14 protein-coding genes are annotated in these 15871 nt (G+C 72.7%); 3 read left to right on the top strand and 11 right to left on the bottom strand.

Annotated elements, in window-relative coordinates:
* Positions 1 to 97 precede the first annotated feature (97 nt).
* Positions 98 to 1645, bottom strand: a complete 1548-nt coding sequence (locus ACFZCY_RS02565; protein ID WP_391168777.1) for a DHA2 family efflux MFS transporter permease subunit — start codon at positions 1643 to 1645, stop codon at positions 98 to 100.
* A 136-nt stretch (positions 1646 to 1781) separates the two neighbouring features.
* On the opposite strand from ACFZCY_RS02565, the gene ACFZCY_RS02560 reads away from it, so the two are divergent.
* The gene (locus ACFZCY_RS02560) at positions 1782 to 2786 is read left to right on the top strand and encodes an AsnC family transcriptional regulator (protein ID WP_391168775.1); all 1005 of its coding nucleotides are present in this window, start codon (positions 1782 to 1784) and stop codon (positions 2784 to 2786) included.
* A 239-nt stretch (positions 2787 to 3025) separates the two neighbouring features.
* Positions 3026 to 3475 carry a phospholipase A2 gene (locus tag ACFZCY_RS02555; protein WP_391168773.1) on the top strand — a complete coding sequence of 150 codons (450 nt, stop codon included), beginning with the start codon at positions 3026 to 3028 and terminating at the stop codon, positions 3473 to 3475.
* Between the two features lie 75 nt (positions 3476 to 3550).
* Here the strand turns inward: ACFZCY_RS02555 and ACFZCY_RS02550 are convergent, their stop codons facing one another.
* The 9 genes from ACFZCY_RS02550 to ACFZCY_RS02510 form a co-directional block, all read right to left on the bottom strand.
* Positions 3551 to 4360, bottom strand: coding sequence for an HAD-IIB family hydrolase (locus tag ACFZCY_RS02550; RefSeq protein WP_391168772.1), 810 nt, complete (start codon positions 4358 to 4360; stop codon positions 3551 to 3553).
* Positions 4357 to 5634 (bottom strand): serine--tRNA ligase, encoded by a 1278-nt coding sequence (gene serS / locus ACFZCY_RS02545; RefSeq protein ID WP_391168771.1) that lies wholly within the window; start codon positions 5632 to 5634, stop codon positions 4357 to 4359. The genes ACFZCY_RS02550 and serS overlap by 4 nt, the downstream gene beginning before the upstream one ends.
* 556 nt (positions 5635 to 6190) lie before the next feature.
* Positions 6191 to 7126 (bottom strand): prephenate dehydratase, encoded by a 936-nt coding sequence (gene pheA / locus ACFZCY_RS02540; RefSeq protein WP_391168770.1) that lies wholly within the window; start codon positions 7124 to 7126, stop codon positions 6191 to 6193.
* 78 nt (positions 7127 to 7204) lie between these two features.
* The gene (gene efeB, locus ACFZCY_RS02535; RefSeq protein ID WP_391168769.1) at positions 7205 to 8482 is read right to left on the bottom strand and encodes an iron uptake transporter deferrochelatase/peroxidase subunit; all 1278 of its coding nucleotides are present in this window, start codon (positions 8480 to 8482) and stop codon (positions 7205 to 7207) included.
* Positions 8479 to 10617: a copper resistance protein CopC gene (locus ACFZCY_RS02530; protein WP_391168768.1), complete on the bottom strand. Its 2139-nt coding sequence runs from the start codon at positions 10615 to 10617 to the stop codon at positions 8479 to 8481. Before ACFZCY_RS02530 ends, efeB begins: the two co-directional genes overlap by 4 nt.
* Positions 10618 to 10623: 6 nt before the next feature.
* On the bottom strand, positions 10624 to 11112 hold the full coding sequence (locus tag ACFZCY_RS02525) for a copper chaperone PCu(A)C (protein ID WP_391168766.1): 489 nt from the start codon (positions 11110 to 11112) through the stop codon (positions 10624 to 10626).
* Positions 11109 to 11771, bottom strand: coding sequence for an SCO family protein (locus ACFZCY_RS02520; protein WP_391168765.1), 663 nt, complete (start codon positions 11769 to 11771; stop codon positions 11109 to 11111). Before ACFZCY_RS02520 ends, ACFZCY_RS02525 begins: the two co-directional genes overlap by 4 nt.
* Before the next feature lie 161 nt (positions 11772 to 11932).
* A complete protein-coding gene (locus tag ACFZCY_RS02515) occupies positions 11933 to 12679 on the bottom strand; it encodes a DUF1775 domain-containing protein (RefSeq protein ID WP_391168764.1) in 747 nt (248 codons plus the stop codon).
* 90 nt (positions 12680 to 12769) lie between these two features.
* Positions 12770 to 13585, bottom strand: coding sequence for a hypothetical protein (locus ACFZCY_RS02510; protein ID WP_391168762.1), 816 nt, complete (start codon positions 13583 to 13585; stop codon positions 12770 to 12772).
* A 201-nt stretch (positions 13586 to 13786) separates the two neighbouring features.
* On the opposite strand from ACFZCY_RS02510, the gene ACFZCY_RS02505 reads away from it, so the two are divergent.
* Complete coding sequence (locus ACFZCY_RS02505; RefSeq protein ID WP_391168761.1) at positions 13787 to 14290, top strand: ATP-binding protein; 504 nt, start codon at positions 13787 to 13789, stop codon at positions 14288 to 14290.
* A 66-nt stretch (positions 14291 to 14356) separates the two neighbouring features.
* On the opposite strand, the gene ACFZCY_RS02500 is transcribed toward ACFZCY_RS02505, so the two are convergent.
* Positions 14357 to 15841 carry an aminotransferase class I/II-fold pyridoxal phosphate-dependent enzyme gene (locus ACFZCY_RS02500; RefSeq protein WP_391168759.1) on the bottom strand — a complete coding sequence of 495 codons (1485 nt, stop codon included), beginning with the start codon at positions 15839 to 15841 and terminating at the stop codon, positions 14357 to 14359.
* Positions 15842 to 15871: the final 30 nt, after the last annotated feature.

Raw genomic sequence — 15871 nt, 5'->3', positions numbered from 1 at the left:
TACAATCTAGATGCCTATGCCACCTACATTGCTCGGTGGGCCGGACGGGCGCCGGCCCACCGAGCAGGCGGTGGCTACCGCCGATCTTCCGGAGCGCTCATGCCGCCACCGGCTCCGTCGGGGACGGTTCGGCCCGTGGCCCGGCGGGGGCCGGGGGCTTCGGGCGGCCGCGGACGACGGCGAGGACGAGGAGGCCCGCCGTCAGTGCCGTGATGCCGGAGATCACACAGATCCGGTCGAGGCCGGAGGCGAACGACTCGTGGACCAGCGTGCGGGCCGCGGCCGCGTGGTCCGGCGGGGCGGCGGTGATGACGGCGTCGGCGTGGCCGCCGCTGATGGCGTCGGCCGCCCGGCCGGATGCCTGCGGCGGGACGGTGCCGCTGTCGGTGACCACGTCCCGTACCCGCGACGAGAAGACCGTGCCCAGGACCGCGATGCCGAGCGCGTATCCCAGCTGGCGGAAGGTGTTCACCGCGCCGCTGGCCATGCCCGCCCGCTCGGGCGGGGCGGCGCCGAGGGCCGCCGACACCAGGACCGGCATGGCGAGGCCGATGCCGAGACCCGCGAGCGCCAGGCCGGGGGCGAAGGCCGTCCAGTCCGAAGTGGCGTCCACCAGCGTGGCGTTGACGAGCGCGCCCGCCCCCACGAGCAGCAGTCCGCCGCCGAGCGTGCGCCCCGGCGCGACCTTCTCCAGCAGGCGCCCGCCCACCGCTCCGACGACCAGCGAGACGCCCGCCATCGGTGTTACCGCGAGCCCCGCCCGTACCGGGCTCATGCCGAGTACGGACTGCAGCCACAGCCCGGCGTAGGTGAGGTACGGGAAGGCCGCCGCCTGGAGCAGCAGGGCCGCGGCCATCAGCACCGCGAAGGGCGGGCGGCGCAGAAGCCGCAGGTCGAGCAGGGGCTGCCGGGTCCCGCGCTCCACCGCGACGAAGACGATCAGCGCGAGCGCGGCACCGGCCAGGGCGACGACCGCCCCGGTGTCGGACCAGCCCTCCTCGCCGCCCCGCATCAGTCCGTACGTCAGCGCACCGGCGCACGCGGTGAAGAAGGCGGCGCCCGGCCAGTCGATCCGCGCCCCCGGCGCACCGCGTGATTCGCCGACCGTACGGACCGTTATCCACACCGCGATCGCCGTCAGCGGCAGGTTGACCAGGAAGATGGCCCGCCAGTCGACGTACTCGGTGAGCACACCGCCCAGTACCGGGCCGACCGCCGCGGCCGCCCCGCTCGTACCGCCCCACACCCCGAAGGCGATGCCGCGGGCGCGCCCGGTGTAGGTGGCCATCAGCAGCGGGGTGTTGGTGGCGAACATGGCCGCCGCCCCGGCGCCCTGGACCGCGCGGGCGGCGATCAGCACCCCGGCGTCGGGGGCGAGCCCGCAGATCAGCGAGGAGAGGGCGAAGACGGCGAGGCCGAGCAGATACAGCCGCCGCCGTCCGAAGAGGTCGGCCGCCGAACCGGCCACCATGAGCAGCGCGGCGAGCGCCAGCGCGTAGATGTCCATCACCCACTGCAGGGAGGTGAAGGACGCGTCGAGTCCGTGCGCCACCTGGGGCAGCGCGGTGTTCACGATGGTCACGTCGATCAGCAGCATGAAGTTGCCGAGTGTGATGGCGGCCAGTGGCCACCATGTGCTGCGCATGGGGAATCTCCGAGAGGTAACCGGGGGGCCGGCCCGTCGCCGTGGCCCCGCGGCCCTCACCGTCGCCAAGGTGCCGGTTCCACCTCCAGCCGGCCCGGGCCTGGTGGCGTTATCCGACACCGGCTAGCTTTGAGCGGTGAAATCCGACGCGTACGACGATCTGGACCGGGCGCTGGTGCATGCCCTCCAGCTTGACGGCCGGGCCCCCTTCAGCCGCATCGCCGAGGTGCTGGGCGTCTCCGACCAGACCGTGGCGCGCCGCTACACCCGGCTGCGGACGACGGGGGCGATCCGGGTGCTGGGCCTGACCGATCCCATGGCGGTCGGCGAGGTGGCGTGGATGGTGCGGGTGCAGTGCCTGCCGGACGCCGCGGTGCCGGTCGCCGAGGCGCTGGCCCGCCGCACCGACACCTCCTGGGTGCATGTGCTGTCCGACGGGACCGAGGTCGTCGCGACGACGCGGGCGGCGTCCGGCCAGGACAGCGATGCGCTGCTGCTGCGCAAACTGCCCCATACGCCCCGGGTGACGGGGGTGAGCGCGCACTGTGTCCTGCACCAGTTCTTCGGCGGTGCGCTGGGTCTGGTCAACAAGTCCGGTGCGCTGAGCCCCGAGCAGGCGACACGGCTCGCCGCCCCCGGGGCGGACCACCCCGGTGGTTCCGCCGGGGTCCTGACCGCCGAGGACCGGAAGCTGCTGGCGGTCCTCGCGCGCGACGGGCGGGCGCCGCTGGCCGAACTCGCCGCCGCCACCGGCTGGTCGCAGTCGACGGTACGCCGCCGGCTCGCCGCGCTGCGCGCCGACGGCACGCTGTACTTCGACGTCGATCAGCGTCAGCGCATTTTCGGGTACGACATCACGGCCGTGCTGTGGCTGTCGGTGCCGCCCTCCGATCTGGCCGCCACGGGCCAGGCGCTCGCGGACCACCCCGAGGTCGCGTTCGCGTGCGCGACCACCGGGCCCAGCAACCTGATGGCGACCGTGGTGTGCGAGGGCGTCTCCGCGCTGTACACCTATCTGACGACGCGGATCGCCGCGCTGCCCGCGGTACGGCATATGGAGACCTCGCCGATCATCCGCCGGATCAAGGGGCCGGGGCCGCTGCCCCCGACGCCGCGCGACCCGTCGCGCCTTCCTTCCTGAACCGCCAGGCCGAAGCGCAAGCCCGAACCGGCCGTGTGAACTGGCCGTTTTTCCGGTCCACTTGGAGGAACCTCCGAACCTCCGTTGGTCGAACTCTGTTCATCCATACGCCTGTCTAGATCTTGACGCTTGTCAGGAACCTGCCGAATTCTGGTTGTGCGCCACCTCACACCGTCCGTAACCCGTGTCCCACACGGGCGGTTTGAGCTGCCGTCAGCAACCAACGGAGGGAACCCGAAATGCGTCGTCTCGCCACGAGTCTTGCCGCCACCGCGGTCACCGCGGCCGCCACCGTCGCCCTGGCCGCCCCCGCCGAGGCCGTCCCCGCCGACAAGGCGCAGGTGCTCGCCAGCTGGACCCAGACCAGTGCCGCCAGCTACAACACCTGGCTCGCGGCCCGCGGCAACCAGGGCGCGTGGGCCGCGTACGCGTTCGACTGGTCCACCGACTACTGCAGCAGCTCGCCCGACAACCCCTTCGGCTTCCCCTTCCAGACCTCGTGCGCCCGCCACGACTTCGGGTACCGCAACCACAAGGCGCTCGGCATCTTCGACGCCAACAAGGCCCGTCTCGACAGCGCCTTCTACGAGGACCTCAAGCGGGTGTGCACCGCCTACACCGGTTCCAAGAAGACCGCCTGTGACGGCACCGCGTGGACCTACTACCAGGCCGTGAAGAACCTGGGCTGAGCCGGACCCCGCATGAGAAATGACGACGGCGGCCCGCCAGGGGCCGCCCGTCGTCACGCGTCATCCGCCGAAGGCTCAGCCGAAGAGCCCCTCCAGCACCACGGCGATGCCGTCCTCGTCATGGGAGGCGGTGATCTCGTCGGCGACGGCCTTCAGGTCGTCGTGCGCGTTGGCCATCGCGACCCCGTGCTTCGCCCAGCCGAACATCGGGATGTCGTTGGGCATGTCGCCGAACGCGATGGTGTCCGCGGCCGTCACCTTCAGCCTGCGGGCGGCCAGCGAGAGGCCCGTGGCCTTGGTCAGCCCCAGCGGCAGCAGCTCCACCAGCCCCGCGCCCGCCATCGTCACCCCGACCAGACCCCCGGCGGCGATCCGCGCGGCGTCCGCGAGCGCGTCGTCGCCCAGCTCGGCGTGCTGGATGTAGAGCTTGCTGATGGGCGCGGACCACACCTCGTCCGGGTCGCTGAAGGAGGTGACCGGCATCTCCCCGTGCCCGACCCGGTACCCCGGGCCGAACAGCACCTCGCCGTCGAGCCCGTCGCGGGCCGCGGCCAGCAGCAGCGGACCGGTCTCCGCCTCGATCTTCTCCATTGCCAGCATGGCCACCTGGCGGTCCAGCGTGACGGAGGTCAGCAGCCGGTGCTCGCCCGCGTGGTAGAGCTGCGCGCCCTGGCCGCACACCGCGAGCCCCTCGTAGCCGAGGTCGTCCAGTATGTGCCGGGCCACCGGGACGGTGCGCCCGGTGACGACGATATGGGCGGCCCCGGCCGCGGTGGCGGTGGCGAGCGCGGCGCGGGTACGGGCCGAGACGGTGTGGTCGGAACGCAGCAGGGTCCCGTCCAGGTCCGTCGCGACCAGGCGATACGGAAGGGTGCCGGCGCTCACCGGGCGACCGGCGCCAGAACCTCGCGCCCGCCCAGGAACGGCCGCAGCACCTCGGGCACCCGCACCGAACCGTCGGCCTGCTGGTGGTTCTCCAGGATGGCGACGATGGTCCGGGTGACCGCGCACAGCGTGCCGTTCAGCGTCGCCAGCGGACGCACCTTCTTGCCCTCGCGCATCCGGATCGACAGCCGCCGCGACTGGAACTCGGTGGTGTTGGACGTCGAGGTCAGCTCGCGGTACTTCTCCTGGGTCGGGATCCACGCCTCGCAGTCGAACTTCCGCGTCGCGGACGAGCCCAGGTCACCCGAGGCCAGGTCGACCACCCGGAACGGCAGCTCCAGCGAGGTCAGCCACTGCTTCTCCCACTCCAGCAGCCGCTGGTGCTCGGCCTCGGCCTCCTCCGGCGTCGTGTAGACGAACATCTCGACCTTGTCGAACTGGTGCACCCGGAAGATGCCCCGGGTGTCCTTGCCGTACGACCCGGCCTCGCGGCGGAAGCAGGAGGAGAAGCCCGCGTAGCGCCGCGGCAGCTGCTCCGCGTCCAGGATCTCGTCCATGTGGTACGCGGCCAGCGGCACCTCGGAGGTGCCGACCAGGTAGAGGTCGTCCTTGTCCAAGTGGTAGACGTCCTCCGCGGCCTGGCCCAGGAAGCCGGTGCCCTCCATGGCCTTCGGCTTGACCAGCGCCGGGGTGAGCACCGGGGTGAAGCCCGCCGCTGTGGCCTGTGCCATCGCCGCGTTCACCAGCGCGAGCTCGAGCAGCGCGCCGATGCCGGTGAGGTAGTAGAAGCGCGATCCGGAGACCTTGGCCCCGCGCTCGGTGTCGATCGCGCCGAGCAGCTCGCCCAGCTCCAGGTGGTCCTTGGGGGTGATGCCCTCGGCCGCGAAGTCGCGCGGGGTGCCGACCGTCTCCAGGACGGTGAAGTCGTCCTCACCGCCCACGGGGACGGCCGGGTGGACCAGATTGCCCAGTTGGCGCAGCAGGGTCTGGGTCTCCTCGGCCGCCGCGTCCTGCTCGGCGTCGGCCGCCTTGACCGCGGCGGACAGCTCACCGGCCTTCTTCAGCAGCTCGGCCTTCTCGTCCCCGGACGCCTTGGGGATGAGCTTGCCGAGCGCCTTCTGTTCGGAGCGCAGCTCGTCGAAGCGGACGCTGGAGGACCTGCGCCGCTCGTCGGCTGCCAGGAGCGCGTCGACGATGTCGACGTCTTCTCCACGGGCGCGCTGGGAGGCGCGCACACGGTCGGGGTCCTCACGGAGCAGGCGAAGGTCAATCACCCCCCCAGGTTACCGGTGTGACCTCGGGGGCTCGACGCGATATTCCGGTGTGCCCCTTTTTGCCCCCATTTAGGGCTGTGGGAAAACCTGGGAATTCCTGTGTGGATCGACGTCAAGCAATGCGTGCGCATTCCCCGAAAAGGGGCAAAGAGATGACTGTCTTCCCCTGTGTGCGGGGTGAGTTGGCGTTTCGTTGTCCACAGGCCTGTTGGGATACCCACGGGTTATCCACAGCCTGTGTGTGAGATCTGTGGATGTCGCGGTGATCGTTTAGTCCGCCGAGTGCTCGGCGATGGATTCCCCTGTCGAACCGCGTTCACACACTCTTTTAGAGAGGAATCCCTCACTCCAAAGAGCGGATCAAGGGAATTGCGGTGACAGATGTGTAATGTCCGGTGATGTAAGTCGATGAGGTGACTGTGGTGATGTGTCGACATTGCCGGATTGGCGTTGTCGACTTGTCCCCAGCGCGGAGCCGAGCCTGTGGATAACTTTTCCACGGTGACGGCCCTGGCCCGGCGTTGACCGGACCGGGGCGCATCGTTTCCGGCCGGGATCAGCCCCGCCCGTCCTGGCAGCGGGCCAGCCACTCCGCCGCCTCCGCGAACGCCTCGTCCGAGGTGCCGTGGCGCAGCGGAGCCAGATCCGCCGCGTCCACCCCGGCACGCGGGTACGAGCCCAGGAAGCGCACCTTCGGGCAGATCCGCCGCAGCCCCATCAGGGCCGACCCCACCCGCCGGTCCGTGATGTGCCCCTCACAGTCCACCGAGAAGCAGTAGCGGCCGATGCCCTCGCCGGTCGGGCGCGACTCGATCCGCATCATGTTGACGCCGCGCGCCGAGAACTCCTGCAGCAGCTCCAGCAGCGCGCCCGGGTGGTCGTCGCCCAGCCAGATCACCACGGACGTCTTGTCCGCGCCGGTCCGGGCGGCGGGCCGGGCCGGGCGGCCGGCCAGCACGAAGCGGGTCATCGCGTTCTGCGCGTCGTGGATGTCGGTGACCAGCGGCTCCAGGCCGTACTTCGGCCCCGCGAACGCGCCCGCGAACGCCGCGTCGTAGCGCCCCTCCTGCACCAGCCGCGCGCCGTCCGCGTTCGACGCCGCCGACTCCCACAGGGCGTCCGGCAGGTTCGCCGCGAGCCAGTTGCGGACCTGCGGCTGGGACACCGGGTGCCCGGTCACGGTCTTGACGTCCGAGATCGTGGTGCCCGGCCGCGCCAGCAGCGCGAAGCTGATCGGCAGCAGCACCTCGCGGTAGATCGTCAGCGGTTCGCCGGTGGCCAGCTCGTCGAGGGTCGCGGTGACCCCGCCCTCGACCGAGTTCTCGATGGGGACCAGGGCCGCCGCCGCCTGCCCGCTGCGCACGGCGTCCAGCGCCGCGGGCACCGAGACCATCGGGACCAGCTCGCGCGTGGCCGCCTCCGGCAGCGACCGCAGCGCGGCCTCGGTGAAGGTGCCCTCGGGGCCGAGGTAGGCATACTGACTGGCCGACATCACGGTGGCTCCCTGTGATCGTATGAGAGCCGCCACGATACCCAGCGGCGGCCGGGGACGAAGCGGTTCGTCCCTCGCTCACCCTTCCAAGAGTGCCTGACCCACGTACCCGTCCGGGGCGCAGCCGCCCGGCACCGCGAAGAGCGCGCTGGCCTCGTGCCGCAGGAACCGGGACAGGTCGTCCCCGAGGTCCAGCTTCCGCTGCACCGGCACGAACCCCTTCATCGGATCCGCCTGCCAGGCGACGAACAGCAGCCCCGCGTCCGGCGCCCCGTCGTCGCGGAAGCCGTCGTGGTACGAGAACGGGCGGCGCAGCATCGCCGCGCCCTGGTTGGACTCGGGGGCCGCGACCCGTACGTGGGCGGCGCCGCCGATGGCCAGCGCCCCGTCCGCGTTCATCTTGTCGAGCCGCACCGGGGTCGTCTCGGTGCCACCGGACAGCGGCGCCCCGTCCGACTTGCGGCGGCCGATGACCTTCTCCTGCCGCTCCAGGGAGAGGTTGTCCCAGGAGTCGAGCAGCATCCGGATCCGGCGCACCACGGCGTACGAGCCGCCCGCCATCCAGGCCGGGTCCCCGTTGCCGGGGACGAAGATCCGCCGGTCGAAGTCCGGCTCGTGCGGCTTGGGGTTGTTCGTGCCGTCGACCTGGCCCATCAGATTGCGCACGGTCATGGGGTGGCCGGTGGCTCCGGGGGCGCGGTTGAAGCCGTTCATCTGCCAGCGCAGCCGGGCCGTGTCCCCGGCCTCCCGCTGCAGCGCGCGCAGCGCGTGGAAGGCGACGAGCCCGTCGTCGGCGCCGATCTGGATCCACAGGTCGCCGTTGCTGCGCTTCGCGTCGAGCGCGTCCGAGGCGAAGTCGGGGAGCGGAGCGAGAGCCTCCGGGAGCCGGTCCTTCAGCCCGGCCTTGCCGAAGAAGGAGCGGCCGAAGCCGAAGGTGACGGTGAGGGACGACGGTCCGGCGTCGAGCGCGATGCCCGTATCGTCCGGCGGCGTCCTGCCCTCGGCCAGCTCGCGCGCCGTCCTCGACCAGCGGCGCAGCAGCGCGGCGGCCTGTCGGCGGTTCGCACCGGGCGCCAGGTCGAAGGCGGCGAGATGGCCGTGGGCCTGCAGCGGGGTGGTGATCCCCGCCTGGTGCTCGCCGTTGAAGGGGACGGTCGTCGAGCCGACCGAGCTGAGCGGCCGGGGCGTGTCCCGCGTCGCCTCCGCGGCGTACGCGCCGGCCGCCCCGCCGACGACGAGCCCGGCCGCGCCCGCGGCGCCGGCCGTGCCCAGCAGACGGCGCCGGGACACCCCGGACGGGGGTGCTTGCTGGTCCTGCGTGGTTTCGGGGGCTTTCGGGGCCTGCTGAGTGCTCATTGTGCGATCTTCACGTTCCTGGTCTCCGTCACCTGGTCGATGTCGGAGGTACGTACGGTGAGGGAGAGGAGCCACTTCCCGGGCATGGGGAGCTGCACGCCCTGGGCGCTCCAGTGCCCGGTGGACCGGTGCTTGAGGGGCATCGACAGCGGGCCGAGGCCCTTCTGCTTGAGGGTCAGGGAGACCTTCACCTCCGGCACGTCGATCGGGCGGTCGGCGAAGTCGCTGATGAAGACGTTGAGCGCGTTGTCGCCGGGCAGCGCCGGGTCGAGCATGACGATGGCCTTGCCGCGGCCGCTCTTGGGGCCGGTGTTGTACGGGATCTCCACGCTCACCGGGTCGACGTTCAGCCCTCCGGGGTCCACGGCGGCCGCCGCCGCGGGCTTCCCGGTCTCCGCCCGGCCCGGCTGGGTGCCGCTGAGCACGGTGGTCACCGCGAGCAGCACGGCGGCCACGACGGTCTCGGCGATCACCGAGCGGCGCAGCCCGCTGCGCTGCGGGTCGGCGTCGCGCTCCCGCCGGGCGGCGGTCTTGTCCTTGGCCGCCCGCTGACGGGCGAGCTGGGCGGTGCGTACGGGATCGTCGTCGGCCCCGGAGCCCTCGACGGAGCCCCCGTCCGAGCCCTCGTCGGAGTCCCCACCGGAGCCCTCCCCGGCGTCCTCGCCGGAGTCGTCTCCGGACCCGGCCCCGGCGGCGCCGGTACGGACCGGCTGCCCGGCCTTCACCACCGCCTTGGCCCCGGTCCGGGCCCCCGCCTCCGCCGTCACCCGGCCCTTCTCCGCGCTCCCGGCCTCGTCTTCCGCTTCAGCGGAGACGTCTGCGGGGACGTCTGCGGAGGCCGTGGCATCCGCCAGACGGGCGGTCCAGCGGCGCGAGACGGCGGCGATGCCGACGAGCACCGCCACCAGGCCCACCTTGACCAGCAGCACCCGCCCGTAGTCGGTGCCGGTCAGCGCCTTCCACGAGCCGACCTGCCGCCACGACTGGTACAGCCCGGTGAGGACCAGGGCGATGACGGAGCCGAACGCGAGCCGGGAGAAGCGGGCCACGGCCGCCCGCTCGATCGGCACGCCCGCGCGGAGCGTCACCGCGAGCGAGGCCAGACCGCCCACCCATACCCCGACCGCGACCAGGTGGATCACGTCGACCGGCATGGCCAGCTGCCGCTGGATGCCGACCGAGGCGTGCTCGGCCATCGCCCAGGTCGAGGCGAGGCCCACCGCGACGACGACACCGCCGAAGCCGAGCCCGAAGGCGAGGTCCTGGCGGCGCTTCGCGTCTTCTTCTTCCGCCTCGGTGTGGCGGGTGTACGAGCCGAAGAGCACGGCCAGGAAGACCGCCGCCACGCCGAGCAGCAGCAGCCGGGACAGCAGCGCCGCGCCCGGCTTGGTGTCGAGGGCGTCGCCGAGCCCGCCGAGGTCGAAGACCTTGCCGATCCCCTCGGAGTCGGCGTACGGCTCGCGCAGCAGCAACAGCAGCACGGTGGACCCGAAGAGCGTCGCCCAGCCGCCGACGGCGACCTTCCGGACCGGGCGGGAGGACCGGCACACCCCGGCGAACACACAAGCGCCGACCAGCGCCGCGAAGCCGCCGTAGGCCGCGTACCGCCCGATGCCGTACAGCGCCGTGACCGTGCTGTCGCCGCTCCCGCCCGTCGGCGCCGTGACCGAGGTCTTGGACGGGGCGCCGATGGAGAAGGTGAACGCGCCGCTCACCGGGTGGCTGTCCTCCGAGACCGCCTTCCACGCCACCGTGTAGGTGCCGTCGGGCAGCCCGGAGCGCAGCGCGACCGACGCGGTCGAGGACTTGCCGCCCGCATGTGCCGCCTTCCCGGCGTCCACGCGCTTGCCCTTGGGGTCGAGGACGCGCAGCGCGTCCCGGCCGAGCAGCACGCCCTCCGAGAAGGTGAGCGTGACGTCCGACGGCGCGGACTGCACCACCGCGCCCTCGCCGGGGCTGGTGGAGGTGAGCGCGGCGTGCGCGGACGCGGGCCCGGCGCCGAAGCTCAGCGCGCACAGCAGCGCGGCGAACAGGGCGCCGAGGACCGACAGCAGCCGCCGGGCGGTGACGGAGGTCCGGGCACCGGTCCGGGCACCGCTGCGGGGCCGGGCGGTCGGGGAGGTCAGCGAGGGCATCGGCTGTCAGTCCTTGGGACGGTACGTCATCGGCTCGACCGGGACTTTGATCGTGATGGGGTCGGACGTGGCGAAGTGCAGGGTGAATTCGACCTTCTCACCGACCTTCGGCTTGTGGGCCAGTTTTGTCAGCATCAGATGATCGCCCCCGCTGGACAGCCGGAGCCGGCCGCCCGCGGGCACGTCGAGCGAGCTGACCTGCTTCATCTGGGTGCCCTTGGTGGTGTGCAGGGTGACGTCGCGGGCGAGCGGGGTGGTGATGGACGTCAGCTTGTCCGCGCCGCCCCCCTTGTTCCGTACGGTCAGGAAGCCCGCCGCCATGTCGGCCATCGCGGGCCGCGGGATGTAGGCGCCGCTGACGGACAGCTCGGGGCGGTCCCCGCTGCCCCCGCCGCTGTCCCCGCCGCCCTCCCCGCCGCCGCAGGCGGTGAGGGCGCCGGTCAGGCCGAGGGCGAGGGCGGCCGCGGCGGCGGCCCGGTGCCGGGCGGCGGTCACGGGTTCTCCCCCTTGATGATCTTCGGGAGGTCCTTGGCGTACTGCTGGGGCGAGGTCGACGTGGTGTAGATCCAGTGCCCCTTGTCGTCCTTGGGCGAGAAGCCCAGCACCTGGGCGCCGTGGTTGACGGTGATGCTGCCGTCCTTCTCCTTCTTCGGCTTCTCGATGAAGATGCCGAGCGGCTTGGCCCCGGCCTGGATGGTGTCGAAGTCGCCGGTCAGCCCGACGAAGTCCTTGCCGCCCTGGGCGTCCAGCCACTTGCGCATCCGCTGCGGGGTGTCGCGCTCCGGGTCGGTGGTCACGAACACGACCCGCAGCTTCTCGCGCTCGGCCTTGGACAGCTTGGACGCGGCGATGCCGAGGTTGCTCATGGTCAGCGGGCAGACGTCCGGGCAGTGGGTGTAGCCGAAGAAGACCAGGGTCGGGTGGCCCTTGGTCTCCTTGAGCAGGTCGTACTTCTTGCCCTCGGTGTCGGTGAGGACGAGGTCGGGCTTGGCCTTGGCGTCGTTGTTCAGGACGATCGCCTGTCCCGTCTTCTGGCCGCCCGAGACGCTGGCGGCGCTGTCCCCCTTGTCCCCGCCGTCGCCGGAGCCGCCGCAGGCGGTGAGGGTGAGTGCGGCGGCGGCGACGAGGGCGGAGCCCAGGATCTTGGTGCGCATGGAGCTGTTCTCCAAAGAGATGGTCGGATCGGTGGTGCGTGATGGCGGCGGGCCGGGGGCCCGCCGCCGGGCGTACCGCGGCGCCGGGTCAGGACGCGCGGTCACGCCATGCCGTCACGCGGGGTTTCGGCTCGTCATGCGGATCATGCGGATCATGCGGATCAGGCGGAGCGGCGGCGGCCCGCGAGCACACCGAAGGTGACTCCGGCGGCGCCGATGACGATGCCCGCGATGCCCAGCACCCGGGCGGTGGTGTCGGTGCCGTCGCCGTCCGCCTCCGAGGCGGTCTTCGCCGTGTCATCGGACGCCGTGGCCTTCGCCCCCTTGGCGTCGCCCGCGCTTGCGGAGCCGTGCCCGTCCGAGCCCTCGGCGGCGTCGGTGAGCTTGAGGACCGGCGCCGGGTTCTCGGGCTCGGGCGCGCCCTCCTTGGGCTCCTCGATCCAGCGCACGACCTGCTTGTCGTCGTACGTCTGGAGCGCCTTGAAGGCGAGCTGGTCGGCGTCCTCGGGCAGCGGGCCGACCGAGACCGGGAACTGCTGGAACATGCCCGGTTCGATCTTGCCGCCGGTCCAGGTGATCTTGGTGACCGCCTCGGTCACCTTGCCGTCGTCGGTCTCGATCGGCTTGGCGAGCTTGGACTTGGTGACCTTCACGTCCCAGCCGGGCACCGGCTGGGGCATCACGGAGGCGAGCGGATGGTCGGTGGGCAGGTTGACCTCGAGCTTGACGGTCGAGGAGTCGTCCCGCTCGTTGGGCACCTTGAAGTCCACGGTGCTGTAGCCGCCCTTCTCGGCCTGCCCCGGCTGCACGCTGACGTGCGCGAAGGCGGGGCCCGCGGCGAGCAGCACCAGGGCGCCCGCGGTGAGGCCGCCGAGAACCGGCAGACGGCGAAGACGCATGGCGTTCATGCAAACGCTCCAGATGAGGAGTGATCGGTGGGTTGGCGTGCGTGCGGCGCCGGCACGGCCACCCTCCGGTCCCGCTGGAGGAGTGTCGCGTCAGGCCGCGAGCTCGCAAGCCGGCGGTCCCCGCCTGATCACGCTGTGCTGGAGGACGACGGCCGTCGTCGCGCCCTCGTCGGCCCCGTCCGTACGGGGGCGGGGCGGCGCGGCGCCGGACGCGGCGTCCGTGAGCCCGGCGAGCAGCGTCCGTCCGAGGCCCAGCGCGGCGCGCAGCGACCGTACGAGCGCGGCCTCCGCGACCCCGCGCGCCCCGTCCAGCGACAGCCGTACCGCCCGCCACACGGCCATCTCGCCGCGTCGCAGCAGCCAGCCGACGGCGAGCGCGGCCAGCAGATGGCCCAGGGTCATCGGCAGCGACGGCAGCAGGGCCGTCAGGCCCATCTGGTGCTCGGGGCCGGGCGCCGCGGTGCCGGGTGCGGAGTGCAGGGTCGACGGGTCGATGCCCGACCGGGCGACGATCCGGTGCGCCGTGGCCGCGTCGAGGCGGCCGGGGAGCGTGGTGCACAGCAGCTTCGCCGCCATGCCGATGACGCGGCCCTCACCGGCGTCCACGCGGTGGGCGGCCTCCGCGGCGGCGGCCGCCTGCTGCTGCCCGTAGCCGAAGAGGGAGTGCAGCGCGAGCTGCCCCAGGGCCAGCACCGCCGCGATCCCGGGCAGCGCCCGCTCCCGCCCGGCCAGCGGCAGCGCCACCGCGAACATCGCCGCGGCCCCCGCGCCGAGCGTCCACAGCGGCACGGTGGCGCAGGACGCCAGCACATGCCCCGCCGCGGACAGCACGACACAGACCGCGGTGAACACCGCGGCCCGCAGCATGCGCAGATCGGCACCCGCACGGGCGACAGGGGAAGCCATGGCTGCGCCATCATCCCACCGGGTAAACGCGTTCCCTACGGCGGGTAGGGCGTACCGGCGCACACCGGGACAGGCCTATACACCGATGCGCCTACCGCGCGCGTCCGCCGAATGAGCGGAGTCACGTCAATCGGACGCTTACGGACCATGGACCCAGGCAATACGTAACGGTATGTCGAGCCGCGGCCGGGAGGCTGGAGCATGAGCATCTGGTGGTCACTCCATTTGCCCCGCGAGGCGGCGAGCGTTCCGCTCGCACGACGACTGCTCCTCGGCACCATGGAGACGGCCGGAGTCGATCCGGAAATCTCCTACGATCTGTCGGTCGCCCTTTCCGAGGCGTGTGCGAACGCGGTGGAGCACGGTGGCAGCGACGGTACGGGCGGGGACTACCGCGTCACGGCCTTCATCGACGGCGACACCTGCCGTATCGAGGTCACCGACTCGGGCCCCGGCTTCTCCGGCCGTGGCACCGTGCGCCGTGAGGCGCGCACTCGGAGCGAGCGGCGTCCGGCAGTGGCGCCGAGGCCGCAGCACCCGCACAGTCCGGCTCCCGCACACGCGGAGCACGGGCGGGGGCTCTTTCTCATCGAGGCACTCACCGATCACGTCCGCTATCGCGACCGACCGGGCCGCGGCGGGGTGGTGGTGAGCTTCGACAAGATCCTCAAGTGGCGCGAGGACTCTCTGCTCAGAGCGTCGTAGCCGCGCGTCACCCCTCACCGGGCTCACCGGGGGTTCCCACCGGACTCCCCGGGGTCCGCGAGGGTCTCACCGGGGGTTTTCACCGGGCGGCAGCGCCCGGCACAGCGCGTCCAGCGCCTTCGCGAACGCGTGATCGGGCGGGGTCGCATAACCCACCACCAGGCCGTCATGGGCCGGTCCTGTGGCATCGGGGTGGCGGTAGCCGGCCAGCCCGTCGAGGGCGAGCCCGTGCGAGGCGGCGGCCCGCACGGTGGAGCGCTCGGTTCCGGGCGGCAGCGCCAGGACGGCGTGCAGCCCGGCGGCGATGCCGGAGACCCGGATGTGCGGGGCGCGCTCGGCGAGCGCGGCCACCAGCTGGTCGCGGCGCCGCCGGTAGCGCCGGCGCATCCGGCGTACGTGGCGGTCGTAGCCGCCGGACTCCAGGAAGTCCGCGAGCGTCAGCTGATCGAGGGCGCTCGCCCACCCCTCGCGCTCGCCCTTGGCGGCCAGCACCTCGTCCACCAGCGCGTCCGGGAGGACCATCCAGCCCAGCCGCAGGGCGGGCGAAAGGCTCTTGCTGACCGAGCCGACGTACAGCACCCGGTCGGGGTCGAGGCCCTGGACGGCGCCGACCGGCCGCCGGTCGTAGCGGAACTCCCCGTCGTAGTCGTCCTCCACGATCAACCCGCCACCCGCCCGCGCCCAGTCGACGGCCGTGGCGCGCCGCTCCGGGTGCAGCGGCCCGCCGGTCGGGAACTGATGGGCCGGGGTGAGCAGTACGGCCCGCACGCCCCGCAGGTCCCGGCGGGCGGCCAGCTCCTCGGTGCGGGCGCCGTCCTCGTCCAGCGGGAGCGGCACCGTCCGGATTCCGGCGGCGGCCAGCAGCGAACGGTGAAAGTCCAGGCCGTACGCCTCGACGGCCGCCTTGTGGCGCAGTGCGCGGGTTCCGCTCAGCAGCCGCAGGGCGTGCGCGAAGCCCGAGCAGATCACGATCCGGTCCGGGGCGGTGCGCACGCCGCGGGCCCGGGAGAGGTAGTCGGCCAGGGCGCGGCGCAGCTCCGGGCGGCCGTGCGGATCGCCGGGGCCGAACGCCTCGCTGGGCGCGGCGGTCAGCGCGCGCCGGGCCGAGGCCAGCCAGGCGGTGCGCGGGAAGGCGGCCGCGTCCGGCCGGCCCTGGAGCAGGCTGTGGACGGGGCGCGGGGCGGTCTCCCGGCCACCGTCGGCGCGGTTGACGCCGCGGGCGCTGTCGGTCCGTACGGCAGGACGGCCGGTCCGCCGGGCCGCGGGCGGGTCGGCCCGGGGCGCCACGCGCGTCCCCGAGCCCTGGCGGGCGGTGAGCCAGCCCTCGGCGACCAGCTCGGCGTACGCGTCGGCGACCGTGTTGCGGGCGACCCCGAGGTCGGCGGCGAGCGAGCGGTAGGGCGGCAGCCGGGTGCCAGGGGCGAGCCGCCCGCTCCGGATGGCGTCCCGCAGCGCGCGCATCAGGGCGGCCCGGCGGCCGCCCGCCCCGGTCAGCTCCAGATGCAGGTCACTGCCCAGGGCCTCCGCCGAATCGACCCATGACTCCGCCATGGGCACGGACTCTATCGGCGGTCAATGACA

It is taken from the genome of Streptomyces sp. NPDC007983, assembly GCF_042958345.1.
GTDB lineage: Bacteria > Actinomycetota > Actinomycetes > Streptomycetales > Streptomycetaceae > Streptomyces.
This window is presented reverse-complemented; position numbering and strand designations above follow the sequence as displayed.

What these genes read in the sequence shown, in the direction of transcription:
- ACFZCY_RS02500 (WP_391168759.1), bottom strand. Translation starts at nt 15,841, where the DNA reads ATGGCGGAGTCATGGGTCGATTCGGCGGAGGCCCTGGGCAGTGACCTG.
- ACFZCY_RS02510 (WP_391168762.1), bottom strand. Translation starts at nt 13,585, where the DNA reads ATGGCTTCCCCTGTCGCCCGTGCGGGTGCCGATCTGCGCATGCTGCGG.
- ACFZCY_RS02515 (WP_391168764.1), bottom strand. Translation starts at nt 12,679, where the DNA reads ATGAACGCCATGCGTCTTCGCCGTCTGCCGGTTCTCGGCGGCCTCACC.
- ACFZCY_RS02530 (WP_391168768.1), bottom strand. Translation starts at nt 10,617, where the DNA reads ATGCCCTCGCTGACCTCCCCGACCGCCCGGCCCCGCAGCGGTGCCCGG.
- efeB (WP_391168769.1), bottom strand. Translation starts at nt 8,482, where the DNA reads ATGAGCACTCAGCAGGCCCCGAAAGCCCCCGAAACCACGCAGGACCAG.
- ACFZCY_RS02505 (WP_391168761.1), top strand. Translation starts at nt 13,787, where the DNA reads ATGAGCATCTGGTGGTCACTCCATTTGCCCCGCGAGGCGGCGAGCGTT.
- ACFZCY_RS02565 (WP_391168777.1), bottom strand. Translation starts at nt 1,645, where the DNA reads ATGCGCAGCACATGGTGGCCACTGGCCGCCATCACACTCGGCAACTTC.
- pheA (WP_391168770.1), bottom strand. Translation starts at nt 7,126, where the DNA reads ATGTCGGCCAGTCAGTATGCCTACCTCGGCCCCGAGGGCACCTTCACC.
- ACFZCY_RS02555 (WP_391168773.1), top strand. Translation starts at nt 3,026, where the DNA reads ATGCGTCGTCTCGCCACGAGTCTTGCCGCCACCGCGGTCACCGCGGCC.
- ACFZCY_RS02520 (WP_391168765.1), bottom strand. Translation starts at nt 11,771, where the DNA reads ATGCGCACCAAGATCCTGGGCTCCGCCCTCGTCGCCGCCGCCGCACTC.